Origin of the sequence: Rhodococcus erythropolis NBRC 15567 (assembly GCF_001552595.1) — a bacterium.
Lineage (GTDB): Bacteria > Actinomycetota > Actinomycetes > Mycobacteriales > Mycobacteriaceae > Rhodococcus_F > Rhodococcus_F erythropolis.
On sequence record NZ_BCRM01000001.1, the window covers coordinates 693400 to 716186 of the forward strand.

General features: G+C 62.2%; 24 protein-coding genes. 15 read left to right on the top strand and 9 right to left on the bottom strand.

Going from position 1 to position 22787, the window contains the following annotated elements; translation table 11 throughout:
* The first annotated feature begins 79 nt into the window (after positions 1-79).
* Entirely contained in the window at positions 80-1300 is a 1221-nt protein-coding gene (locus RE4_RS03375) for a fatty acid desaturase family protein (RefSeq protein ID WP_003939858.1), read from the top strand.
* A gap of 4 nt (positions 1301-1304) precedes the next feature.
* Here RE4_RS03375 and RE4_RS03380 read toward each other — a convergent pair whose 3' ends face one another.
* The 4 genes from RE4_RS03380 to RE4_RS03395 all read right to left on the bottom strand — a co-directional run bounded on the left by RE4_RS03380 (position 1305) and on the right by RE4_RS03395 (position 4415).
* Positions 1305-1973 carry a methionine ABC transporter permease gene (locus RE4_RS03380; protein WP_021345548.1) on the bottom strand — a complete coding sequence of 223 codons (669 nt, stop codon included), beginning with the start codon at positions 1971-1973 and terminating at the stop codon, positions 1305-1307.
* Complete coding sequence (locus tag RE4_RS03385) at positions 1970-2971, bottom strand: methionine ABC transporter ATP-binding protein (RefSeq protein WP_060937984.1); 1002 nt, start codon at positions 2969-2971, stop codon at positions 1970-1972. The genes RE4_RS03380 and RE4_RS03385 overlap by 4 nt, the downstream gene beginning before the upstream one ends.
* A 12-nt stretch (positions 2972-2983) precedes the next feature.
* Positions 2984-3841 (bottom strand): MetQ/NlpA family ABC transporter substrate-binding protein, encoded by an 858-nt coding sequence (locus RE4_RS03390; protein ID WP_042952942.1) that lies wholly within the window; start codon positions 3839-3841, stop codon positions 2984-2986.
* Positions 3842-3956: 115 nt separating this feature from the next.
* Complete coding sequence (locus RE4_RS03395; RefSeq protein ID WP_019745302.1) at positions 3957-4415, bottom strand: nuclear transport factor 2 family protein; 459 nt, start codon at positions 4413-4415, stop codon at positions 3957-3959.
* Positions 4416-4545: 130 nt separating this feature from the next.
* Here RE4_RS03395 and RE4_RS03400 point away from each other — a divergent pair, with 130 nt between their 5' ends.
* From RE4_RS03400 to RE4_RS03425, 6 genes are read left to right on the top strand one after another with little or no spacing between them, the layout of a single operon-like run.
* Positions 4546-5712, top strand: coding sequence for an acyl-CoA dehydrogenase family protein (locus RE4_RS03400; RefSeq protein WP_020970792.1), 1167 nt, complete (start codon positions 4546-4548; stop codon positions 5710-5712).
* Positions 5709-6656 carry a bifunctional MaoC family dehydratase N-terminal/OB-fold nucleic acid binding domain-containing protein gene (locus tag RE4_RS03405; protein ID WP_060937985.1) on the top strand — a complete coding sequence of 316 codons (948 nt, stop codon included), beginning with the start codon at positions 5709-5711 and terminating at the stop codon, positions 6654-6656. The genes RE4_RS03400 and RE4_RS03405 overlap by 4 nt, the downstream gene beginning before the upstream one ends.
* Positions 6656-7771: an acyl-CoA dehydrogenase family protein gene (locus RE4_RS03410; RefSeq protein ID WP_060937986.1), complete on the top strand. Its 1116-nt coding sequence runs from the start codon at positions 6656-6658 to the stop codon at positions 7769-7771. Before RE4_RS03405 ends, RE4_RS03410 begins: the two co-directional genes overlap by 1 nt.
* Positions 7768-8196 (top strand): MaoC family dehydratase, encoded by a 429-nt coding sequence (locus RE4_RS03415; protein ID WP_020909133.1) that lies wholly within the window; start codon positions 7768-7770, stop codon positions 8194-8196. The genes RE4_RS03410 and RE4_RS03415 overlap by 4 nt, the downstream gene beginning before the upstream one ends.
* Positions 8196-9374, top strand: coding sequence for a lipid-transfer protein (locus RE4_RS03420; protein WP_020909132.1), 1179 nt, complete (start codon positions 8196-8198; stop codon positions 9372-9374). The genes RE4_RS03415 and RE4_RS03420 overlap by 1 nt, the downstream gene beginning before the upstream one ends.
* Before the next feature lie 14 nt (positions 9375-9388).
* Entirely contained in the window at positions 9389-10210 is an 822-nt protein-coding gene (locus tag RE4_RS03425; RefSeq protein WP_060938252.1) for a MaoC/PaaZ C-terminal domain-containing protein, read from the top strand.
* Positions 10211-10320: 110 nt separating this feature from the next.
* On the opposite strand, the gene RE4_RS03430 is transcribed toward RE4_RS03425, so the two are convergent.
* Positions 10321-11097, bottom strand: a complete 777-nt coding sequence (locus RE4_RS03430) for an SDR family oxidoreductase (RefSeq protein ID WP_003940546.1) — start codon at positions 11095-11097, stop codon at positions 10321-10323.
* A 198-nt stretch (positions 11098-11295) separates the two neighbouring features.
* Between RE4_RS03430 and RE4_RS03435 the strand changes: the two genes are divergently transcribed.
* Positions 11296-12057, top strand: coding sequence for an SDR family NAD(P)-dependent oxidoreductase (locus RE4_RS03435; RefSeq protein WP_020909130.1), 762 nt, complete (start codon positions 11296-11298; stop codon positions 12055-12057).
* Positions 12058-12072: 15 nt separating this feature from the next.
* On the opposite strand, the gene RE4_RS03440 is transcribed toward RE4_RS03435, so the two are convergent.
* Entirely contained in the window at positions 12073-12849 is a 777-nt protein-coding gene (locus RE4_RS03440) for an SDR family NAD(P)-dependent oxidoreductase (RefSeq protein WP_060937987.1), read from the bottom strand.
* Entirely contained in the window at positions 12846-13484 is a 639-nt protein-coding gene (locus RE4_RS03445; protein ID WP_021345538.1) for a hypothetical protein, read from the bottom strand. Before RE4_RS03445 ends, RE4_RS03440 begins: the two co-directional genes overlap by 4 nt.
* Positions 13485-13672: 188 nt before the next feature.
* Here RE4_RS03445 and RE4_RS03450 point away from each other — a divergent pair, with 188 nt between their 5' ends.
* The 5 genes from RE4_RS03450 to RE4_RS03470 all read left to right on the top strand — a co-directional run bounded on the left by RE4_RS03450 (position 13673) and on the right by RE4_RS03470 (position 18626).
* On the top strand, positions 13673-14572 hold the full coding sequence (locus RE4_RS03450; protein ID WP_060937988.1) for a LysR family transcriptional regulator: 900 nt from the start codon (positions 13673-13675) through the stop codon (positions 14570-14572).
* Between the two features lie 84 nt (positions 14573-14656).
* Positions 14657-15688: a hypothetical protein gene (locus RE4_RS03455; protein WP_060937989.1), complete on the top strand. Its 1032-nt coding sequence runs from the start codon at positions 14657-14659 to the stop codon at positions 15686-15688.
* Between the two features lie 5 nt (positions 15689-15693).
* A complete protein-coding gene (locus RE4_RS03460; RefSeq protein WP_020970783.1) occupies positions 15694-16680 on the top strand; it encodes a hypothetical protein in 987 nt (328 codons plus the stop codon).
* A 9-nt stretch (positions 16681-16689) separates the two neighbouring features.
* Positions 16690-17979: an adenylosuccinate synthetase gene (locus tag RE4_RS03465; protein WP_060937990.1), complete on the top strand. Its 1290-nt coding sequence runs from the start codon at positions 16690-16692 to the stop codon at positions 17977-17979.
* The gene (locus RE4_RS03470) at positions 17976-18626 is read left to right on the top strand and encodes an NUDIX hydrolase (RefSeq protein ID WP_020909123.1); all 651 of its coding nucleotides are present in this window, start codon (positions 17976-17978) and stop codon (positions 18624-18626) included. Before RE4_RS03465 ends, RE4_RS03470 begins: the two co-directional genes overlap by 4 nt.
* A 6-nt stretch (positions 18627-18632) precedes the next feature.
* Here the strand turns inward: RE4_RS03470 and hppD are convergent, their stop codons facing one another.
* The gene (hppD, locus tag RE4_RS03475; RefSeq protein ID WP_007732631.1) at positions 18633-19838 is read right to left on the bottom strand and encodes a 4-hydroxyphenylpyruvate dioxygenase; all 1206 of its coding nucleotides are present in this window, start codon (positions 19836-19838) and stop codon (positions 18633-18635) included.
* 195 nt (positions 19839-20033) lie between these two features.
* Here hppD and RE4_RS03480 point away from each other — a divergent pair, with 195 nt between their 5' ends.
* Complete coding sequence (locus RE4_RS03480) at positions 20034-20546, top strand: Lrp/AsnC family transcriptional regulator (protein ID WP_003939810.1); 513 nt, start codon at positions 20034-20036, stop codon at positions 20544-20546.
* Here the strand turns inward: RE4_RS03480 and RE4_RS03485 are convergent.
* On the bottom strand, positions 20534-22078 hold the full coding sequence (locus RE4_RS03485) for an MFS transporter (protein ID WP_060937991.1): 1545 nt from the start codon (positions 22076-22078) through the stop codon (positions 20534-20536). The genes RE4_RS03480 and RE4_RS03485 overlap by 13 nt on opposite strands.
* Before the next feature lie 56 nt (positions 22079-22134).
* On the opposite strand from RE4_RS03485, the gene RE4_RS03490 reads away from it, so the two are divergent.
* Positions 22135-22785 carry a TetR/AcrR family transcriptional regulator gene (locus tag RE4_RS03490; protein WP_019745284.1) on the top strand — a complete coding sequence of 217 codons (651 nt, stop codon included), beginning with the start codon at positions 22135-22137 and terminating at the stop codon, positions 22783-22785.
* The last annotated feature ends 2 nt before the right edge of the window (positions 22786-22787 follow it).

The window sequence follows — 22787 nt, forward strand, 5'->3', positions numbered from 1 at the left end:
CGTTTCCGCACCGGCTCCCAGGGGTACCGCCCGACGGACCAGTCCTGCGGCACGGAGAAAACCGATACGGAGAAACACTGTGGCGATCACCGACATCAAGGAATATGCCCATCTCACCGAGGAAGACGTCGAAGCGCTCGGGCGCGAGTTGGACGCCATTCGGCTCGACATCGAGGAGAAGCGCGGCGCGCACGATGCTCGATATATCCAGCGGACGATCGCGTTTCAACGCTCTCTGATGGTGGCCGGCCGCATCGTCTTGTTCGCCAGCAAGAAGAAGCCTGCCTGGATTCTGGGGACTGCGCTGCTGGGGGTCGGCAAGATCATCGAGAACATGGAACTCGGCCACAACATCATCCACGGTCAGTGGGACTGGATGAACGATCCCGAGATTCACTCGAGCAACTGGGAGTGGGACAACACCTGCCCGTCCTCGGGATGGAAGCACTCGCACAACTTCACTCATCACAAGTTCACCAACATCGTCGGCCTCGACAACGATGTCGGCTACGGCATCATGCGCGTCACGCGCGATCAGAAGTGGCACGCCGACTATCTCTTCCAACCGATCACGAATTTCGTGCTGGCGACCCTCTTCGAGTGGGGCGTCGCACTGCATCACCTCGAGACCGACAAGCTTCGCAAGGGCGAGGTGAAGTGGTCCGAGAAATCGGAGATGGCCAAGGACGTCGGAAAGAAGATCGCGCGACAGGTGGCGAAGGATTACATCCTGTTCCCCGCCCTGACCGGCCCGGCGTGGAAGACCACGTTGACGGCCAACGCCGTTGCAAATCTCATCCGCAACTATTGGAGTTACGCCGTCATCTTCTGCGGGCACTTCCCCGACGGTGCCGAGAAGTTCACGCTCGAGGAATTCGAGAACGAATCCCGCGCTCAGTGGTACTTACGACAGATGCTGGGGTCCGCCAACTTTCATGCCGGCCCCGTCATGGCCTTCATGAGCGGCAACCTCTGCTACCAGATCGAGCATCACTGCTTCCCTGACCTGCCGAGCAATCGGTACTCGGAAATCGCGGTGCCGCTGCGGGACTTGTGTGACAAGTACGACCTCCCGTACACCACCGGGCCGCTGTGGAAGCAGTACGGATTGACGCTGAGGACCATCTGGAAGTTGTCGCTGCCCAACAGGTTTCTCTCCGCGTCCCAGGACGATGCTCCGGAGACGCACTCGGAGTTGAAGTTCCGCATCCGCGGCGGAATCAAGGAAGTCTTCGGCGTCGATCCGCAGACCGGTAAGCGGCGCGGCCTGCGAACTGCGATCGCGATGGTGTCGAGCTGATCGGTTACCGCTTGTGGGCCATCGAACGAACTACGAGATCGCCGGTCGACTGGATTGCTTGAACCAACACGATCAAGATCACGACAGCGACGAACAACACCGGGGTGTTGAATCGTTGGTAGCCGTACTTGATCGCGAAGTCACCGAGACCGCCGGCGCCGATGGCGCCTGCCATGGCCGAGAAACCGATCAGCATCACCGCCGTCAGGGTTGCTCCGGCTACCAATCCCGGAACTGATTCGGGCAGTAGCACTTTGACGATGATGTCCTTGTCGGTGGCGCCCATGGATCGTGCTGCTTCGACGCGTCCGGAATCGACCTCACGTAGCGCGTTCTCGACGACGCGAGCGAAGAAGGGCACCGAGCCGATGGTCAGCGGGACGATCGCTGCCGTCGCCCCGAGCGCTGTTCCGACGATCGCCCGCGTCGCCGGGATGAGGAGGACCAACAGAATCACGAACGGCAGCGAACGGCCGATGTTCACCACGGTGCCCAGTACCGAATTGAGAACGCGGTTCGGACGGATTCCGTCGGGCGCGCTCGCGTGCAACAGAACGCCGAGGGCGATACCGATGATCACGGTGAGCACGAACGAGACGCCGACCATGTAGAGCGTGTCGAGTAGGGCTTCCCATGCTTCGCCCAGGGAATCCTGCCAGGACGTCTTGTTCATGAGAACGTCACCTTCACTCCGCGCTGCGAAAGATGTTCTTCGACAGACTTTCTTGTCTCTTCGTCGTTGGCGAGTCCGGTGTGCGAGGCGAACTCCACGCGAAGGCGGCCGACCTGATGGGCTCCGATGTCCTCGATACCGCCGGAGATCACGGTGACGTCGACATCGAGATCACGCGAGAGTTGGGAAATCACGGGCGAGGTCGACAGCGAATCGACAAAGGTGAGGAGTGCCGGAATTCCGGTCGGGGACGTTCGCACCGTTCCGGTCGGCAGTAGCGCCTCGCCGAGGGGTGAGTCCGGGTCCGCAACCAGTTCGGTGAGCGTTCCCTCGTCGACGATACGTCCCTGGTCGATCAGGGCGGCGCGGTGACAGATCCGTCGAACCACGTTGAGCTCGTGGGTGATCAGAACGATGGTCACACCCAGACGTCGATTGAGGTCGGCGAGCAGGTCGAGGATCGAATCGGTCGTATCCGAGTCGAGGGCGCTCGTGGCTTCGTCGCACAGGAGGACATCGGGAGAAGCCGCCAAGGCCCTCGCGATCCCGACCCGTTGTTTCTGTCCGCCGGACAGTTGCGAAGGGAAGGCGTCACGTCGGTCTTCCAGGCCGACCAACTCGATCAGCTCGTCGACGCGGGCACGGCGATCTGCCCGCGAGTACCCCGCCACTTCGAGAGGAAAGGCGATGTTGGCGGCGACCGAGCGGGAGTGCAGCAGGTTGAAATGCTGGAACACGACACCGATCCGCTTGCGTGCATCGCGCAACTGCGCCGGGCTCAACGCGGTCAGATCGGTGTCACCCAACAGAATCCGGCCACTGGTCGGGCGTTCGAGCAGGTTGAGGCAGCGCAGCAGAGTCGATTTACCGGCGCCGCTCTTGCCGATGATGCCGAAGATTTCGCCGTCTTCGATTTTCAGGGACACGGAATCGAGTGCATGCAGAACCTTTGTGCCGCTGCGGTATTCCTTGGAGACCGATTCGATCGAGAAGACCATGACGGGTCTCGATCAGGTAGCGCTGGCCGGAATGACCGAGCCCTGGTAGGTCTGCTCGATGAACGTCGCGACGTCGGTGGACGTCAACGCCTCGGCCAACTTCTGCACTCGCGCATCGTTTTCGAGGGAGGTACGAACCGTCAGGACGTTGGCGTACGGGTTGCCCTCGGCCTTCTCGAGCACCAGTGCGTCCTTGGCGGGATTGAGGCCGCCTTCGATTGCGTAGTTGCCGTTGATGATTGCAAGATCGACATTTCCGTCGTCGAGAGTGCGCGGAAGCTGCGGGGGATCGACCTGGGTGAACGTGAGTCCCTTGGGGTTGTCGATGATGTTCTTCTCGCTGATCTGCGTGATGTCGGTGCCGGGGGCGCCCAACTGCTGATCGAGCTTGATCAAACCGGCCTGCTGCAGCAGGTACAGCCCACGGGCGAAGTTCGTCACGTTGTTGGACAACGCGACCGTTGCGCCCTGGCGCAGGTCGGCCACGTTGGTGACCTTCTTGGAATATGCACCGAGGGGCTCGACGTGGACCTTCGCCACGGCGACCAGGTCGTCGACGCCCTTTTCCTTCGACCACGATTCCTGGTACGGCACGTGCTGGAAGAAGTTGGCGTCGGTGTCGCCCGCTTCGAGCACCTCGTTGGCGTCGAGGTCGCCGGTGATCTCGCTGACCTCGATCTTGGTGTCGCCGAGCAGGCCCTTTTCTTCGACGAACTTCAAGATCTCGGCGTGCGGAACCGAAGAAGCGACGATGCGAAGGGGCGCGTTCTCATCGGAAGAGTTGTCGCTCGAGCACGCTGCGACGGTTCCGACTGCGACGGCGGCCACTGCGAAGGCAGCGAGGAATCTTCTGGTGCGCGAGCGTGACATGTGAATCTCCAAGACATAGCCGAACGTCACGCCGAGATGGCGTGACAGTTGCTGAACGCTAGCCCGGTAAACCTCCCGTGAGGAGATACAGAATCACCGCGATTTTTTCCTGTACCTATTGTCCGAGCAGGATGACCGGAACGTCCTCGGCAAAATCGACTACCAATTCACGACGCGAGAACAACCAGGTGCCGTCGACCTTTTCGAAGCTGTCCTGATAACGAATCTCGATCCGGTTGTCCCGGTGGCCCTCGCCCCGCGGATAGATGTGGTGAGCGGAGCAGTAGGCCTCACCGTGCGCGGTGGTGGGGCTGTCGAGGTCGAGGATCTGCTGCTCGACGATGTGCCGGGTCGAGTGCAGATGTGAGACGGCATCGACCACCGAACTGCTGACGACGGTGTTCCCACGTATCTCCGTCGGCGCATCCGTTCCGTTCAATGCCGGCGGCAAGACGAATGCCACGTCGTCAGTGAAGAGAGCCGCAAGCGCGGTGGTGTTTCGGCGGTCGACGGCCTGTGCATACCTGGCGGCCAAGTCGGTGAGAGCGACGCGATCCGAGGAGTCCATGCGCATATCTCACCCTATGTGACGCCGCTCATGTTTCGGCTTCCCGCTCAACGAGACATTCACAGCGCCCACCTGGGCATCTGGTTAGCGTCCAGACCAAGAGTTGCCAGCCATGAATGCCATAGGAGAAACAGCGATGGATCTGAGGGAATCGCCCGAGCAGCAGGAGCTCCGCAAGGAGTTGCGCGCGTACTTCGCGGCGCTGCTGCCGGAAGAGAAGCGTCGCGCGGCCGGCGAGCAAGGTGTGGGCGGCGAGTACTTCCGCGAGATCGTGAAGTTGCTGGGTAAGGACGGCTGGCTCGGCATCGGTTGGCCCAAGGAATTCGGTGGACAGGGCCGCTCCATCGAAGAACAGTTCGTGTTCTTCGACGAGGTTCAGCGCGCGGGACTGCCGTTCCCCTTCGTGACGGTCAATACCGTCGGACCGACGTTGATGAAGTACGGCACCGAAGAGCAGAAGGAACGATTCCTGCCCGGCATTCTTGCCGGCGACATCGTCTTCGCCATCGGCTACACCGAGCCCGAGGCCGGCACCGACCTCGCATCACTCAAGACTCGTGCGGTTCTCGACGGTGACGAGTGGATCGTCGACGGCAACAAGATCTTCACCAGTGGCGCAAACACTGCCGACTACGTGTGGCTGGCCTGCCGCACCGACGCGGACGCCCCCAAGCACAAGGGCATCTCGATCCTGATCGTCCCCACCGAGGACGCAGGCTTCGAGTGGTCACCGATCAACACCGTCGGCGGTTTGATGGTGACGTCGACGTACTACTCCGGCATTCGTGTTCCGTCGAAGGACGTTGTCGGCGAGGTCAACGGCGGCTGGCAGCTCATCACGGCTCAGCTCAATCATGAGCGAATCGGCTTGGCGGCCATCGGTGGTCGCACTTACGGTCTGTGGAACCTGGTTCTGGACTGGGCCAAGGAAAATGGTGCCATCAACATCCCGTGGGTACAGCAGGACTTCGCTCGTACACACGCCAAGCTCGAGGCCATGCGCCTGCTGAACTGGAAGATGACGGCAGCCGTCGCACAGGACACGCTCTCCGGAGCCGACGCCGGCGCTACCAAGACGTACGGGACCGAGACTCACGTCGACGTCTACCGCACCCTGCTCGGAATTCTCGGCTCCGCCGGACGCATCCGCCCCGAGTCTCCGGGCGCTTTGCTTGCCGGTCAGATCGAGCAGATCTCGCGTCAGGGTGTCGTGAACACCTTCGGCGGCGGCGTCAACGAGGTTCTGCGTGACATGGTCGGCACCATCGGCTTGGGACTCGTTCGCGAAAAGAGGGTCAAGTGAGCGACATTTCGGCGCAACTCGACGCTTTTGTCGGCCAGACGCTTGTTCCCACAACCTGGGGACCCGACGAGGTCAACATCCCCATGATCCGGCATTGGGCCGAGACCATGGGCGATACCAACCCCGTCTACCTCGACGACGACGCTGCCCGCGCCACCGGCCGTGACGGCGTCGTCGCTCCCGCTCAGATGCTCCAGGTCTGGATCATGCGGACGTTCACCGACAAGATGGCGGGCAACGACCCGTCGCAGGTGTGGACCGATCTGATCGCCACCCTCGACGCAGCGGGCTACAGCTCCGTCGTGGCCACCGATTCCGATCAGGAGTTCTTCGCCGAACTGCGCCCAGGCGATCGCGTGAACTACACCGAGGTCATCGAGTCGATTTCCCCGGAGAAGAAGACCGGCCTCGGCGTCGGACACTTTGTCACGACGCTCAAGACGTACCGCAACGGCGACGACGAAGTTGTCGGCACCCAACGGTGGCGGACACTGCGGTTCAAGCCTCAGGAAGCTGCTGCACCGGAGGCGCCGCGCGCTCTGCGTCCGCGTCCGGCTCTCAACGCGGACAACGCTTTCTGGTTCGAAGCGGCCAAAGAGCATCGTCTGGTGATCCAGCGCTGCACGTCCTGCAAGACGTTGCGTCATCCCACCGGCCCGATGTGCGGGGAGTGCCAGTCACTCGAGTGGGACACGATCGACGCGTCGGGGCGGGGCACGGTGTTCAGCTTCGTGGTCAATCATCACCCCAAGATCGACGCGTTCGACTACCCGCTCATCGTTGCGGTAATCGAACTCGAAGAGGGAACCCGATTGATCGCCAACATGGTGGGTATCGCGCCCGAAGATGTCGTGGTCGACATGCCCGTGGAACTTGACTGGATCGACGCCGACCCGGATCTGACGCTTCCCGCGTTCCGGCCGGCCGTACGCGAGGAGCACTGATGGACTTCAATTTCAGCGAAGAGCAGGACGCGATTCGCTCACTGGCCGACGAGGTCTTCACCAGCAAGGCAACGATCGAGCGCACCAAGGAGATCGAACTCTCCGCCGAGCGCGTCGACCGTGAACTGTGGCGAGAACTCGCGACCACCGGCCTGCTCGGTATCGCCCTGCCCGAGGGGTTCGGCGGCGGCGGACTCGGCTTGTCCGAGCTGTACGCACTGCTGGAGGAGCAGGGCCGTCACGTTGCGGCCGTGCCGATCTGGGAAACGACCCTTGCGGCATTGGCTGTCAATGAATTCGGTTCCGATTCCCTTCGTGCCGAGCTCCTTCCGAGTGTTGCCGACGGCAGTCGATTCCTGACCGTCGGTCTCGAAGAGTTCGGTCCGTACACGGGCGGCGACCCACTGACCACGGCCGAGCAGGACGCCGACGGCAACTGGACCGTGACGGGTGAGAAGGCAGTAGTGCCGATGACTCACGTCGCAAACCTTGCTCTCGTTTCGGCAACCGCTTCCACCGGTACGGCACTGCTGCTTGTGGATCTGAGCGCCGAAGGAGTGACGCTCGAACAGACGCAGTCCACCAACTGGGAGATCTGTGCCAACGTCACCTTTGCCGGTGCCCCCGCGCAGCTGATCGGTGCGGCCGATGGTACGACGGTTCCGTGGCTGATCGACCGAGTTGAACTGGCGTTGGCAGCAATTCAATGGGGTGTCGGCTCGGGTGCAGTCGCACAGGCTGTCACGTACCTGAACGGCCGCAAGCAGTTCGGCCGTCCGCTGGCGACCTTCCAGGCCGTCAATCATCAACTCGCTGACTGCTACATCGATCTCGAAGCGATGAGGGTGACACTGTGGCAGGCCGCCTGGCGTATCTCCGAGGGATTGGATCTCGGCACCTCGGTACTGGTCGCCAAGTGGTGGGCAACCGACGGCGGACAGCGCGTCGTGCATCGCACCACGCATGTTCACGGCGGTATGGGCGTCGACACCGACTACCCGGTTCACCGTCACCTCTTGTGGGGCAAGCAGATTGCTGCCACCCTCGGCGGTTCCAGCTCCGATCTCGCGCGTCTGGGTGCGCAGCTCGCATCCGGTGTGGAGGTGCTCGCATGACCGTTCTTGCCGGTCGTAGCTACGCAGACGTCGTTGTCGGAGAGGCATTGCCCGAGTTGGCGATCCCGTTGACCCGTACGTTGATCGTCGCCACCGCAATCGCCACTCGCGATTTTCAGGACGTGCACCACGATCCGAGCCTGGCCCAGGAGCGCGGATCCAAGGATGTCTTCATGAACATCCTCACGAGCAACGGTCTTGTCGGTCGATACGTCACGGACTGGGCCGGATCTGCATCGACCTTGCGCCGCATCGCCATTCGTCTCGGGGCGCCCAACTACCCGGGTGACACCATGACGATGACCGGTGAGGTCGTGTCCAAGGAAGATGGAGTGGTCGTGGTCAAGGTGCAGGGTGCAAACAGCCTCGGCAACCATGCATCCGGCACCGTCGCAGTCGCTTTCAAGGAAGAGGAGAGGCTCTGATGGCGATCAGCCCACTCTCGGGAGCCGCCGCCATCGTCGGCATCGGATCCACCGAGTTCTCCAAGAACTCCGGCCGCACCGAACTGCAGTTGGCGTGTGAGGCCATCGTCGCGGCACTCGCTGACGCCGGTATCGACCCGTCCGAGGTCGACGGTCTGTCCACCTACACGTCGGAGACGAACGGCGAAGCCATTGTGGCTCGCAACTGTGGCCTCGGCGAGCTGAAGTTCTTCTCGCGCATTCACTACGGCGGCGGCGCCGCGTGTGCCACCGTGCAGCAGGCGGCCATGGCAGTTGCGACGGGTGTTGCCGACGTCGTGGTTTGTTACCGCGCCTTCAACGAGCGCTCCGGTGTGCGCTACGGCCTTGGGCAGCACGATCGACCCATGGACAGCACCGCGGATCGCGCGGCATATGCGTGGATGACTCCGCAGGGATTGTCGACTCCCGCTCAGTGGGTCGCCATGTTCGCCCGCCGTTACATGCACCAGTACGGTGCGACGAGTGAGGACTTCGGACGAGTTGCAGTGGTGGCGCGCAAGCATGCCGCCAACAACCCGGCTGCCTGGTTCTACGAGCGTCCGATCACACTCGAGGACCATCAGAACTCGCGCTGGATCGCCGAGCCTCTGCACCTGCTCGACTGCTGCCAGGAAACCGACGGCGGCCAGGCATTGGTCATCGTCTCTGCCGAGCGCGCAAAGGATCTGGCCAACAAGCCCGTCATCATCAAGGGCGCCGCTCAGGGCAGTAGCAAGGATCAGCACATGATGACCAGCTACTACCGTCCTGACATCTCGGGTATCCCGGAGATGGGCCTGGTTGCTCGTCAGTTGTACGGCCAGAGCGGCCTGACCCCTGATGACATCAACGCCGCGATTCTGTACGACCACTTCACCCCGTTGGTGCTTCCGCAGCTCGAAGAACTGGGCTTCTGCAAGCCAGGCGAAGCCAAGGACTTCATTCGCGAAGGCAACCTCGAGATCGGTGGACGCTTGCCGTCCAACACTCACGGTGGTCAGGTCGGCGAGGCATACCTGCACGGCGTCAACGGAATTGCCGAAGGTGTGCGACTGGTCCGAGGAACGTCGACCAATCAGCCCGACGGCGTCGAAAACGTCTTGGTCACAGCCGGAACGGCAGTGCCCACCAGCGGTCTCGTTCTGGGCGCTGTTTAAGAGAGGAAATGACAGTGACAACTTCGGAAGCTGCGAAGACCGCCGGCGATTGGCGCGGAGCCGATCTCGGTACCCGCACCGTGGCGTACACCGAGCGCGACGCGATCTTGTACGCACTCGCCGTGGGCGCCAAGGCAACCGAGCTGGACCTCGTCTTCGAGGATCAGCTTCGGGTACTGCCGACTTTTGCTCTCACACTGGCACAGTGGGCTCCCGACGCTCTGGGTTCGGCGGGCGCCTTCGACACCTCGACGGCACTGCACGGCTCGCAAGAGTTGAAAGTGCTTGCTCCGCTTCCGCGTAGCGGTGAGGTGACGTTGAAGGCTTCGGTCGGCGAGGTGTGGGACAAGGGTGCTGCGGCCGTTTTCGAAGTGAAGGTGGAGTGCGAATACTTCGTCGCGACCTGGTCACTTTTTGCTCCCGGTGCCGGCGGATTCGGCGGAGAACGTGGACCCTCACGTCCGGCGGAGCCGACCGGTGAGCCTTCGTTGACCGGTGTGCTGACCACAGCGGAGAACCAGACGGCGATGTACCGGCTCCTGGGCGACAAACACCACATCCACATCGATCCCGAGGCTGCGGCGCGGATCAACCAGCCGCGTCCGATCATGCACGGGCTGTGCACGTTGGCCGCCAGCACACTCGAGCTTGCTCGGATCGCCGGAGTGCATCCGGCTGATCTTGTCAGTCTCGAGGGCCGATTCGCTGCGGCGATCCATCCGGGTGAGTCGCCGTCCATCGTTGCGTGGGGAACTCCCGACGACCTGGCCTTCCAGGTCACCAAGGGTGATCAGGTAGCGATTTCCGGTGCACGAGTGAGCTTCTCCGCTCACTAGTCCCTCCAGACTCAACTGCGGGGTGCTTGACCCCTTGTCGCGCCCCGCAGTTGTTTGCACGAAGAAGCAGCCCCTGAGCGATTCGCTCAGGGGCTGCTCTGTGCTTGTGTTCAGTCCTGATGGGTCGCCATGTAGCGAGCCGGGTACTCACCGCCGCCGTGAACGGCGATGTCGGCGCCGTTGACGTACGAGGAGAGTGGGCTCGCCAGGAACAGGCAGGAGTTTGCGATATCGGCCGGGACGGCCATGCGCTCCATCGGAATGGTCCTGGTGACCGCCGCGCCGCCGTCGGCGCCGTAGACCTCGGCGGCAGCCTCGGTACGGATCAGGCCGGTGGTGATGTGGTTGATCCGGACCTTCGGCGCCCATTCGAGGGCCAATGCCTTGGTCAGAACGAGGAGGCCGGCCTTGGCTGCGCTGTACGCCGCGGTTCCGGGCTGCGGATCGATTGCCGAGACACTGCCGATGTTGATGATGGCACCGCCGTCGTCCTGAGTCTGCATCACTGCGTTGGCGGCCTGGGCAACGTTGAAGGGTGCCAACAGGTTCAGCGCCACGATCTTCTCGACGAAGCGGGGTGACACCGTCGCAGCATCGGCATCGGGGGAGCCGCCGGCGTTGTTGACCAGGACGTCCAGACGGCCGAAGCGCTCGACGGCATCCTGGACGAGGGCTGCGGCGTCGGCGGGATCGCGGACGTCCGTGGCGCGAAAGGCTGCGCTACGGCCGTCGGCGGTGGGTAGGTTTTCGGGCTCGTTACGGCCACAGACCAGCACGTTCGCACCCGCGGCGAGGAAGGTTTCGGCGATGACGTAGCCGATGCCTTTGGTGCCGCCGGTGACGATCACCGAGCGTCCGCTGAAATCGACGGGGTTGGGCAGTGTCACGGTGGAGCCTTCCTGGTGCGGTGCCGAGCTGAATTGCCGCCCAATGTGATTGACGCGACGTGGTCGCACACCTTAGGGTCAAGCAAGTGCTTGGTTGTTTTGTAGGTCGAGTGTAGACGACAAACGGCGGCAGTCACCAGAATCGACCGGTCCTTCCCGCAAAGGGACCTCTGCGTCGACAGACATTGGAGTAGTCACATGGGCAAGCTCGAAGGCAAAGTTGCACTCATCACGGGTGCGGGTCAGGGAATCGGGCAGGGGATTGCCTTGGCCTTGGCCAAAGAGGGCGCCGTGATCGCCGTTGCCGGTCGCACCGAATCCAAGTTGCACACCACATGCGGACTACTCGCTGACATCGGTGCGCGCGGTGAGGCCGTGGTTTGTGACGTCAGCAAGAAGGACGACATCACGGCGGCCGTGGACCGAACCGTCGAACTGTTCGGCGGAATCGACATCCTGGTCAACAACGCCAACGACTGCAAGCCAGGCCCGCTCTTGAGCGTGCTGGACGAAGACTTCGAGCGTTCCTTCGCGACGGGCCCACTCGCCACCCTGCGCATGATGCAGGCGTCGTACCCGCACATGAACAGTCGTGGGGGCGGCGTCATCATCAACATGGTCACCTCGGCGGCCGTGCGCTGGGATGCCAGTAACTACGGCGCTTACGGTTCCATCAAGGAAGGCATGCGCTCGTTGACCCGCGCTGCCGCCTGCGAATGGGGCAAGGACAACATCCGCGTTCTCAATGTTGCACCGCACGCCAAGACCCCTGCGTTGCAGTGGTGGATGGACAAGAATCCGGAAGAGGCGGCGGCTTTTGTCGCGGGTATCCCGCTGGGACGCGTCGGAGATCCCGAGACCGACATCGGTCGTGCCGTCGTCTTCCTCGTCAGCGAAGACGCCGGTTACCTGACGGGTGCCACGATCCCGCTCGACGGCGGTCAGTCGCGCTGGGGCTGACCGCCATCGACTCGATCAGGTCATCACGGCGCCGCCGTCGACGGCAATCGTCTGCCCGGTGACGTTGCGAGCCTTGTCGCTGAGCAAGAACGCGACCATCTCGGCGATGTCTCCGGGCGTCTGGGCTCGACCCATCGGAACCATTTGGGCAACAAAAGAATCGAAGACATCAGCATCGGAAACGCCCGCTAGTGCAGCATCGCGCCGACGCAGTTCCTTGATGGTTCGCAGCCACATGTCGGTGAGGATCAGCCCGGGCATGACCGTGTTCGAACGGAGCCCTCGAGTCGCGCCGATCCGGGCGACGCTGTGACTCATCTCGATCACGGCGGCCTTCGACGGCCCGTAGTGCGCGAGCGTGTCACCGCCCAAGCGGGCACCGATCGACGCAATGTTGACGATCGCTGCCGGACCTTCGGTTCTACTGACGAATTCGCGGCACATCAGGAAGCTGCCCTTGGTGTTCACTGCAAAGGTGTTGTCCCACTGGTCTTCGGTGATCTCGAGGAACGGCGTGAAGACGCCGATGCCGGCACCGTTGACGAGCGCAGTCGGACTTCCGACCGACGCAGCCACGTCGAACGCGTTCTTGACGTCGCCTTCACGTCGAACGTCGCATCGTGCCGTGTGGACTGCTACGCCAAGGCTTTCCAGGCGTGCTGCGGTGTCGGCGAGTGCAGCCTCTTCGATGTCGAGTAGAAGCAGGGTGCCGAAGTCCTCGGCAAGCCGCTCGGCAATAGCGGCGCCCAACCCGGCCGCTGCGCCGGTGACAATGGCTACGGGCGCGCTCACGGCAGGTGCGTTTCGAGCAGTGGGGCAAGCAGTTCGGCTGCGCGCGCTGCCGTGATGACCTCGCTCGGGTCCACCTTGGTGACGACTTTCGAAGCAGAATCTTCGTAGACGTGCTCACCGATGAGTCGGCCCTGCTCGTCGTACGGCCAGACGAATGCCAAGGTCCGACGCACGAGATACCAACCGTCGGAGTCGATGCCCGACGACTGTTCGGGGGCTGCGGACGTGGATCCGCCCGATTCGTGCACCGCGCCGAACACCCCGTCTCCGAGGATCGATCCAGGAACGAATTGACTGAAGAGTGTCTCACCCGAGAACCCGCTGTCCGATACCGCGAAGTCGGACTTCCCGGTCCACATGACAAGGGTGTCCGTCTCGGCGAGTGACTGGTAGAAGTTGGTGACGGCGTCCATGCCGTCGAGGACAATCGACTGGCCGTCTTCGAACAACCGGTAGACGGGTTCTTCGACGGTCATGTCCGGCGAGAGGATTTCCTTGTAGCGGCCGGAGACCTCGAGCAACGCGTGGCGTCGGTAGTTACGGAGGATCTTCTGGTGCCGCGGATTGTCGATGGTTTCCAATTGCTTTTCGACGCCATCCATCATGTGGACGAATTCGTGCTCGTACTTGCTCATCACATCTCCTGGTTTCGCAGATTCGGCGGGCTGTCCGGATCTGCGACAACTGTGACCTGGCGAGGCATTCGCTGTACATGTAGATCTTCGTTCGAGAATTGCCAGTTTGCTTAACTCCGCTGTTCAGGTACCGTGATGGTCGTCACTTTAAGTCGAGCGGCGGGTCGAAAACAACCGAATGGACGGTAATGAAGAAGGCGAGAAGAGGCGAAGATCTGAATCTGCGTTTGGTGTCCTCGTTGCTCGTCGTCGTGGCGGAAGGGCACTTCGGGCGAGCGGCAGACCGGCTGTTCGTCACCGCGCCCGCCCTCAGTCAGCAGATTCGACGACTCGAGGAGCAGGTGGGAGTCGAGTTGGTCGATCGCAGTTCGCATCCGGTGGTGCTCACCGCCGCGGGTGAGGTGTTCGTCGCGGATGCGCGGCCCGCTCTCGAGTTTGCCGTTCGCGCGATGAACGGTCTCGACGCACTCGAGCGTCGGCGGGCCAGGCGGTTGCGGATCGGATTCATCAACGGGGCTGCCGGGAGTTTGGGGCGTGCGGTGATCGATTCGTTGCATGCGGAGGTGGAGCTCGTCCAGTTGGATTGGTCCCAACAGGTTTCGGCGGTGGCGAGCGCGACCGTCGACGCGGCATTCGTGCGACCGCCACTGCCGGTGCTCGACGGTGTGGTGCTCGAACGGATAGGCGTCGAACCGCGGGTGGTGGCTCTGCCTCGAGGGCACCAACTGGCGGGTCGCGCGAGCATCGAAATTTCTGAAATAGATGGGACTGTGCAGGTTTCGAGTGACGGCGCACCATCCGAATGGGTGAAATGGTGGTCGGTGGACCCGCGCCCGAGTGGTGTACCCGTCCGGTACGGTCCCTCGGTCCGCACGATGGACGAAGCACTCGAGGTTGTCGCCAACGGTCGGGCGGTGGTGATAACGGCAGCAACCATTGCCGAGTACTACACCCGCTCGGATATTAGTTTCGTGCGCATTTCCGACATCGAGCAGTGTTCGATCGATCTGTGTACCCGTGAGGGCGACAGCAGTCCGGCAGTGATCGAGCTACGCAAAGCTGTTTCGGCCCTCGGTGCCGGCAGGTGATTGCCGTGTCCTGATGTGATGCGCATGTACTCGGATGGAATACGCATTCTTGCCGTCTTCGTTTTAGTCGGTTAGACTAAAACCATGAAAACGATCAGCACGGCACTTGAAATCGTCGAGGCAGCACGAGTTTCGGCCGATGTGTTCGGGGGAGACTCCAGCGATCTCGACACCCGTCGCGCTGCGAAGCGTCGTTTTCATCGGCTCGCCTCCGCCATTCATCCGGACCGGGCGAAGCCCGAAGATCGGGTGCGATACTCGGCCGCAACATCTCGGTTGAACGAGCTTTACCGCAGTTGGGCAGCGGAGTTCGAGCCGGCAGATTCTCGACCCGTTTATGTCGGCGAGCGGGGCGAGTACACGTTGGGTGGACTGGTAGCGCGCGGCTCGGTCGCTAACCTGTACCGGTCCGATGCCGGTGTCGTACTGAAGATTCCGCGAAACCCTCGGGCGAACTCGATGATCGAGGCCGAACGGAATGTGTTGACGGACATCGAGAATTCGTGCGAAGCCGGTTGGGCAGTCTCGTACTTCCCGCGATTGATCGATCGAATCACCCATGTGGGCAGCGGCACGAGACGTCAGATCGATGTGTTGGACGATCTGACCGAAGGTTTTGTGAGTCTCGCCGACGTCCGTGAGGCGTATCCAGGTGGCCTCGATCCACGGGACTGGGCGTGGATGCACCGACGGCTACTTCGGGCTCTGGCAGCAGCGCATGCGACTGGTTGGGTGCACACGGCGATTACCGCGGAGAACGTGCTGATCGAGCCTGATCGGCACGGGGTGGTGCTGGTCGGCTGGTCCTTTGCCACCCGTACGGGCAGCCGCCCGGTGGCGACGATCGGTTCCGATCGTGATTCGTACCCAACGGAACTCGGCGAAGGAGCGTCTCCGGCCTGGGACGTCTACATGGCTCATCATTTGATGCTCCGAATGCTGGGCGAGCAGGCCCACGAACGGATGAAGGCGTTTGCCGACGGCTGCATGCAGGACAACCCGAGATTGCGTCCCGACGCGGTCGACCTACTTGGCGAGTTCGACGAACTCCTCGATCTTCTCTATGGCCAGCGGACATTTCGTCCGTTCGCCGTTCCATCCACGAAAGGACAGTGATTGTCATGGGCTACGGATACTGGGACGACAATACCTATTTGGCGGGCAAGACTTTTCGTGCCGCACGCGGTGTCGACGATTTCGGTTACACCGATTCGCTTCGGTCGCGTCCGCGAAGCAGTTGGAAAGCGGACCCGACCCTCGACCCCTTCGGCGTCGACAAGCGTGAATGCCGAGACTCGGACGGGCACCCCGATTCTCTCCCGATAGCAGTGCTTTTCGATGTCACCGGCTCGATGGGCGCCGTTCCTCGAATCATGCAGGACAAGCTCGGAAAGCTGCACGGGCTGCTGCAACGCAAGGGATATGCGGATGATCCGCAGATCCTGTTCGGTGGTATCGGCGACGCCGATTCCGATCAGGTGCCACTACAAGTCGGCCAGTTCGAGTCGGGTAACGCGATGGACGAGCAGCTTCGGACGATCTTCCTCGAGGGCAACGGTGGTGGACAGAAGTCGGAAAGCTATGAATTGGCAGCGTATTTCATGGCGCGCCACACCAGTACGGATGCCTGGGAGAAGCGTGGAAGAAAAGGCTACCTCTTCATCATCGGTGACGAGCTGAACAAGCCGCGGCTCTCGGCTCGTCACATCCGTTCGGTGATCGGGGACAAGGTACGTCAGGACGTGTCGGTTCCGTCGATCTACCGTGAACTCGAAGAAAGATGGAATGTCTACTTCGTTCTGCCCGATCAGTCGTCGTACTTCAACGATCCGGAAATCGCGGATCACTGGAAGACGTTGCTCGGTGAACGTTTCGTCAAACTCGACGATCCCGCCGCGGTGTGCGAACTGATCGCGCTGACGGTCGGAATCGGCGAGGACCGCATCGACCTGCGTGACGGACTGGCGGATCTCCGCGACATCGGTTCAAGAGCTGAAGCCGAGACTGTCGGCAAGGCTCTCGCCCTGATCCCAGGGCGCAGCACCGCGACGGTGGCCGGGTTGCCCCGCGATCTCGGAACCGGCACGGACGATGTCGATTTCGCCTAGAAGGAGAACATGATGGAGCCGTTCGAAGACCGCGATATCGTCGTCGTAGACCTCGGGTTCGGAGATGCAGGGAAGGGAGCAACCGTCGATTGGCTTTGCTCCGATCGAGCCGATCTGAATGTGGCCGCAGTGGTCCGCTTCAACGGTGGGGCACAGGCAGCGCACAACGTGACGGTCGGCGAGCGCCACCACACGTTTTCGCAGTTCGGCTCGGGAACGCTGTCCGGCGTCCCGACGTTTCTCTCGAGATTCGTGTTGGTCGAACCCATCGCGCTCGCACGGGAAGCGCGTGCACTGGAAGCGCTCGGAGTTCGAAATCCGTTCGACCTGATACGGATCGACGCGCGCGCACTGTTGACGACGCCGATCCACGTGGCCGCCAACAGGGCCCGTGAGGATGCTCGCGGCGGTAACCGACACGGCTCGTGTGGCAAGGGGATCGGTGAGACCGCGGCGTATGCGCTCGAAGTTGCCGATGCGCCGACGGTGGGAGACTGCCGGCGACCTGAGTCCTTGCGTCGTAAGTTGTCGGCGTTGGCCACATTCTACGGACCGTTGATCGCGGAGAGTCGCCACGGTTTTCCGCCGATCGACGACATGGTCGACATGTACGCGGAATTCGGTGCCGTCGTGGACATCTCCGACCCGGATGCGCTGGGCGCGTTGGGTGCCGGTGGTCGTCTGGTGTTCGAGGGGGCACAAGGTGTCCTTCTCGACGAATGGCGGGGGTTTCACCCACACACCACGTGGTCGACGGTCGAGCCGTCCAACGCGCGAGCGATGATCGACGAGTTGGGCCGGGACAGTTACGTACTCGGCGTCACCCGCACGTACATGACACGACACGGAGCTGGGCCGTTCCCGACGGAGGATCCGGAGCTGGCGAAGGTGTTGCCCGAGCTGCACAACGGGACGGGTGAGTATCAAGGCGGATTCCGGACGGGTCACTTCGACGAGTTGTTGTTGCACTACGCAATCGAGGTGAGCGGTGGCGTCGACGGCTTAGCGCTTACTCATCTCGACGCGATGGATCGCGCGCGGGCTGCAGGCATCCCGATCCACGGGGTGCACGCGTACGAAGGATTGCCGTTCGTTCCCGTCGGAGAGTGGAAGGATCTCGATCACCAGCAGGCGCTGACAGATTCCCTGAAAGCCGTAGGGGTCGTGCCCAAGGAACTTCCGGCCGACCCGGAGGATTTCGCCCGGTATCTGAGCGAGGAAATGGGTGCGCCGGTAGTGCTGACCGCGAACGGTGCCGACCGGGTCGATCGTCAGGTGCGATGCCCAGTGCCTGCATGATGGACGGTGTGGACCAGTCACTTGTCTCGATCGATGTCATCGCGCTCCGGTTCGGCAATCCGGAACCCGGGATGTTGCGATTTGCCGTCACTCCGCGGCAGGCGGAGCCGTACACCGGGCAGTTGGCGCTGCCCGGTGTACTGCTGGGCGCCGGTGAGCGGTTGCAGGACGCCGCCAGGCGAGCCGTGACCACCAAGCTCGGAATTCCCGACGAGAAGATCCTCGTCAGCGGTCAATTGACCGTGTTCGACGAACCCAATCGCGACCCCCGCGGTCCGACGCTCTCGGTGACCATGTGGGCAGTGATCTCGTCGGACGAGGTGCCGGGTTCGGCCGAATGGGTGAGCTGGGACAACCCGGGAGACCTTGCGTTCGACCACAATCGGATAGTCGCCGATACCCGCCCGATCCTTGCTGACACCCTGTTGTGGCGAGATCAGGCTTTCACGCGTGCACTACTGGGTCCGTCGTTTCCGGCGTCGTACGCGCTGGCCGTGGCGGAGGAGCTTTCCGGTGTGCGTCCGGACCCGGGCAACTTGAACCGGACGCTCAAAGCGTTGCCAGGGCTGGAACGTACGGACGAACGAGTCCGGGTCAGTGCCACCGGGCGACCCGCGGTGGTCTGGGCGTGGACCGAAAACAGCTGACCTGCCTCAGAAGTTGCCCCGCGCGGCCTGCTCACGCTCGATCGCTTCGAACAGGGCTTTGAAGTTTCCCAGTCCGAATCCCAGTGAGCCGTGGCGTTCGATGATCTCGAAGAACACGGTGGGACGATCTCCGATCGGCTTGGTGAAGATCTGAAGAAGATAGCCGTCCTCGTCGCGGTCGACGAGGATGCCTCGCTTCTGCAATTCCTCGATCGGAACTCGAACCTCTCCGATACGCGCGCGCAGTTCGGGATCCTCGTAATACGAAGCAGGAGTGGAGAGAAACTCGATTCCTTCGTCGACCAGAGCGTCGACTGCTCCGAGGATGTCGTTGGTCGCAAGTGCGAGATGCTGAGCGCCGGGACCTTGGTAGAACTCGAGGTACTCGTCGATCTGTGACCGCTTCTTCGCGATGGCAGGTTCGTTGAGTGGGAACTTGACTCGGTGATTGCCGCTCGAGACGACCTTGCTCATCAGCGCGGAGTAGTCGGTGGCTATGTCGCCGCCCACGAACTCGGCCATGTTGGTGAATCCCATGACCCGGTTGTAGAAGTCGACCCACTGGTCCATCTTGCCGAGTTCGACATTGCCGACGACGTGGTCGAGGGCCTGAAAGATTCGCTTGGGCGCGCCGTCACGCTTGCGGTACGACGACGTCCGTTCGACGTATCCGGGAAGGTAAGGGCCGGTGTAGCGGGAACGGTCGACGAGGGTGTGCCGAGTCTCGCCGTACGTCGCGATGCTGGCCAGGCGAACGGTGCCGTGCTCGTCGGTGACGTCGTGCGGTTCGCTCAACACCGTCGCGCCTTGGGTGATGGCGTGTGCGATGCACTTGTCCACGTCAGGGACGCTGAGCGCGATGTCGCGGATACCGTCGCCGTGACGGCTGTGATGTTCGATCAGCGGACTTGCCGGATCCACAGCGCCCTTGACGACAAACCGCACGGCCCCGCTTTTGAGTACAAACGCGTGGTGGTCGCGGTTTCCCGTCGACGGGCCTGAATAGGCCACCAATTCCATGCCGAACGCGGACTGGAAGAAATGTGAAGTCTGCGTGGCATTTCCGACGATCCATTCGAGGCCGTCCCAACCGCTCACGGGGAAGGGATCGTGATCGCTGTCGTACTCGACCAAGCCGACCAACTGGCGCAATTGCTCCAGATCCAGGCCGGCCAGCTGTTCGTCGTCGGTGAGAGTCTGTTCGACGGTCATGATGAGTCCCCTCTGAGTGCGATGTACACAGCGCGGTGCTCGAGTTATGTTCGGCACTGCCAGTACAAACAGATAAGTCCTTCAGAGGTTGGGTAGTCAACGGAGGTAGTTGAAAGTAGACACAGCGCCGGAATGCGAAGATGGTGGCACTGTTTTGTAGGCAATTTGCATAGTTGAACGACGAGTGGAGCAGACGTGAATCTCGACGCAGTGGATCTGGCTCTGTTGGACGCGATGAACAAGCACCCGAGAGCCGGTGCGTTGGAGCTTTCGCGTCAGGTCAAGGTTGCGCGGGCGACAGTGCAGGCGAGATTGAAAAGGATGGAAGATGCGGGCGTCATCGCCGGATACGCGCCGCACATCAATTTGGCTGCAGCGGGTTTCGGAGTACAAGCATTCGTGACTTTGCAGATCGCCCAGGGGGCGCTCGACACCGTCACCGCGGAACTCGAGGCAATCCCCGGTGTGCTCGAAGCCTTTGCCACCACAGGCTCCGGCGACGTGCTGTGCCGGATTGCCGCTGCGTCGCACGAGGATTTACAAGCGACGCTGCTCGAACTGAATCGGTCGGGGATAGCCACCCGGTCGACCAGCGTCATGGTTCTCTCGGTTGTGGTGCCGCTCCGGTCGATGCCCCTACTGCAGACTCTGCAATCGGAGCAGACGACCAAGGCCCCGGCATACCGACGAGGCGGTCAGTCTCGCTGACGACCCGGAGCCCAGAATCCCAGAACGATCGCGGATACCCACATGATCGCGGCGAGCGTGAGTGCTCCTTGATCCATGCCTTTGATGAAGGCTTCACGGGCGAATTCGGCCAACTGGGCACCCTGCGGCCCGGCTGCTTCGGCGACATGGAGAGCGGCGGCCAGAGAACCGGATACCGGTTCCTTGGCGGGTTCGGGCAGCAAGTCGACCGCGGGCTGGACGTGATTGCCATAGCCGGCGGCGAGGATACTTCCCGCCAGTGCAACGCCGATGGCAGAGCCGATCTCACGGGTTGCGTCGTTGACTGCTGAGGCAACACCCTGTTTGGAGTCTGGTGCGTTGGAGACGATGGCAGCAGTGGCGGGGGTTGTCGACAAGCCCAATCCGATAGCGGCGACTACCAAGGGGACACAGACTTCGGCGTAGGTCGAACTGGCGTCCAAGCGCGTCAAAAGCGCAATTCCGGTTCCGAGGAAGGCAACACCGGTGGCGGTGAGAGCGCGAAGGCCGATACGCGGAATCAGTAGGGGCGCAACCACGGACAGCGCCATCACCGGCACAGCGATCGGCATGAGGGCGAGCGCCGATTGCAGGGGGGAGTAGTCGAGCACCAGTTGGAGATACTGCACGATCAGGAAGAACAAGCCGAAAGTCGCCAGGAATTGCAGGGTCAGTGACGCTGCGCCGCTGCCGAATGCGCGATTGGCGAACAGCCTCACGTCCAGAAGTGGATGGCGAGTATGTAATTCGACCCAGCTGAATACCGCGGCCATGGCAATTCCGCCGACCAGCAACGCGAGAACTACCGGATCGAGCCAACCACGGGCCGGCGCCTCGATCATCCCCAGGACGAACAGTCCGATCGAGCCGGCGATCAGCGCTGTACCAGGTAGATCGAGTGGAGTTGCCTCCGTGTCCTTCGACGTCACGATCGTGAACGACACCACGAGGATGAGGACCGAGACGACGGCCAGGCTGACGAAAATCGAATGCCAGGACCATTTTTCGAGGAGTAGCCCGGAGACGACGAGTCCGGCGATTGCACCGGAGCCTGCGACGCCGGACCAGACTCCGACGGCACGGGCACGCTGCGCCGGCGGGAAACCTGCAGTGAGTAGAGACAGCGTCGCCGGCATGACAAATGCGGCGCCGACGCCGGAGATCACGCGGGAGACGATGATCCACGACGGTTCGTCCGCGAAGACCGGAATCGACGAGCCGGCAGCAAAAACGAGTAGTCCGAACATGAGCAGTTCTCGTCGACCGTATCGATCGCCGAGTGCGCCCGCCGGCAACAAGAGACAAGCCAGCGTGAGCGTGTACCCGTCCACGATCCACGTGAGCTGGCTCTGTGTTGCACCGGTATCGCGGGCCAAGTCGGGAAGGGCCGTGTTGAGAGCGGCCATCGCTGCGACGACCAGCGCGACGGCGCAGCACGCGACCGTCAGCATCCAGATCTGTCGGATGGTCCACGTGGACTGTTCGAGCGTCGTATCGCTACTCACGAAACCTCCCGATAGAAACAAGACCATCAGTATCGTTACAAGATCAGCAGTTCCACAACCCCCAAGTGGGTATAACTGAGGTTGTGACGGCGGGAATCGACAAGCAGGAAATCGACAAGCAGGTCAGCGACGAGGATCCGCGTAAACAGCGTTCCAGGTCCAGGTTGCTCGACGCGGCGACCAAGCTGCTGGCAGAAGGCGGCGTGGACGCGGTGACGATCGATGCCGTCACCAAATTGGCCAACGTCGCACGTGCGACGCTGTATCGGCATTTCGACAGCGGCACGGAGTTACTCGCCGCGGCATTTGCTCGCCTCTTACCGCCGGTGCCCGAGATGTCCGGGGAAGGTGACCTCCGCGCGCAATTGCTCGAGTTGTTGACCAGTCAGGCCAAGGCCATCGAAAGCGCACCGATCCAGGTGACGGCCATGTGCTGGCTCGGCTTGGGGCCGGAGCTGAAGGGCTACTCGAGCGTCGACGCGCTGTCGACGGACAAGCCCGAATTGCGATCGTTGCGCCAGACGGTCTTCGAGCAGTACCGTCACGCGTTCGATCGGATCCTGCGCTCGCCGGATGCGATCGAAGCGTTGGGGGAGTACGACTACGACGTCGCACTTGCTCAGTTGGTCGGACCTTTGGTGCTCACCAAGCTGGCCACGCTGACGCCTCTCGGGGAGGCCGCGTGTGAGCAGATCGTGGACGATTTTCTGGCTGCACGCGGAGTGTCGAGCTGACA

Excerpts from the sequence above, each read along its gene's own strand:
- RE4_RS03380 (WP_021345548.1), bottom strand. The coding sequence starts at position 1,973 with ATGAACAAGACGTCCTGGCAGGATTCCCTGGGCGAAGCATGGGAAGCC.
- RE4_RS03385 (WP_060937984.1), bottom strand. The coding sequence starts at position 2,971 with ATGGTCTTCTCGATCGAATCGGTCTCCAAGGAATACCGCAGCGGCACA.
- RE4_RS03390 (WP_042952942.1), bottom strand. The coding sequence starts at position 3,841 with ATGTCACGCTCGCGCACCAGAAGATTCCTCGCTGCCTTCGCAGTGGCC.
- RE4_RS03395 (WP_019745302.1), bottom strand. The coding sequence starts at position 4,415 with ATGCGCATGGACTCCTCGGATCGCGTCGCTCTCACCGACTTGGCCGCC.
- RE4_RS03400 (WP_020970792.1), top strand. The coding sequence starts at position 4,546 with ATGGATCTGAGGGAATCGCCCGAGCAGCAGGAGCTCCGCAAGGAGTTG.
- RE4_RS03410 (WP_060937986.1), top strand. The coding sequence starts at position 6,656 with ATGGACTTCAATTTCAGCGAAGAGCAGGACGCGATTCGCTCACTGGCC.
- RE4_RS03415 (WP_020909133.1), top strand. The coding sequence starts at position 7,768 with ATGACCGTTCTTGCCGGTCGTAGCTACGCAGACGTCGTTGTCGGAGAG.
- RE4_RS03420 (WP_020909132.1), top strand. The coding sequence starts at position 8,196 with ATGGCGATCAGCCCACTCTCGGGAGCCGCCGCCATCGTCGGCATCGGA.
- RE4_RS03435 (WP_020909130.1), top strand. The coding sequence starts at position 11,296 with ATGGGCAAGCTCGAAGGCAAAGTTGCACTCATCACGGGTGCGGGTCAG.
- RE4_RS03445 (WP_021345538.1), bottom strand. The coding sequence starts at position 13,484 with ATGAGCAAGTACGAGCACGAATTCGTCCACATGATGGATGGCGTCGAA.
- RE4_RS03450 (WP_060937988.1), top strand. The coding sequence starts at position 13,673 with ATGAAGAAGGCGAGAAGAGGCGAAGATCTGAATCTGCGTTTGGTGTCC.
- RE4_RS03455 (WP_060937989.1), top strand. The coding sequence starts at position 14,657 with ATGAAAACGATCAGCACGGCACTTGAAATCGTCGAGGCAGCACGAGTT.
- RE4_RS03460 (WP_020970783.1), top strand. The coding sequence starts at position 15,694 with ATGGGCTACGGATACTGGGACGACAATACCTATTTGGCGGGCAAGACT.
- RE4_RS03465 (WP_060937990.1), top strand. The coding sequence starts at position 16,690 with ATGATGGAGCCGTTCGAAGACCGCGATATCGTCGTCGTAGACCTCGGG.
- RE4_RS03470 (WP_020909123.1), top strand. The coding sequence starts at position 17,976 with ATGATGGACGGTGTGGACCAGTCACTTGTCTCGATCGATGTCATCGCG.
- hppD (WP_007732631.1), bottom strand. The coding sequence starts at position 19,838 with ATGACCGTCGAACAGACTCTCACCGACGACGAACAGCTGGCCGGCCTG.
- RE4_RS03485 (WP_060937991.1), bottom strand. The coding sequence starts at position 22,078 with ATGGTCTTGTTTCTATCGGGAGGTTTCGTGAGTAGCGATACGACGCTC.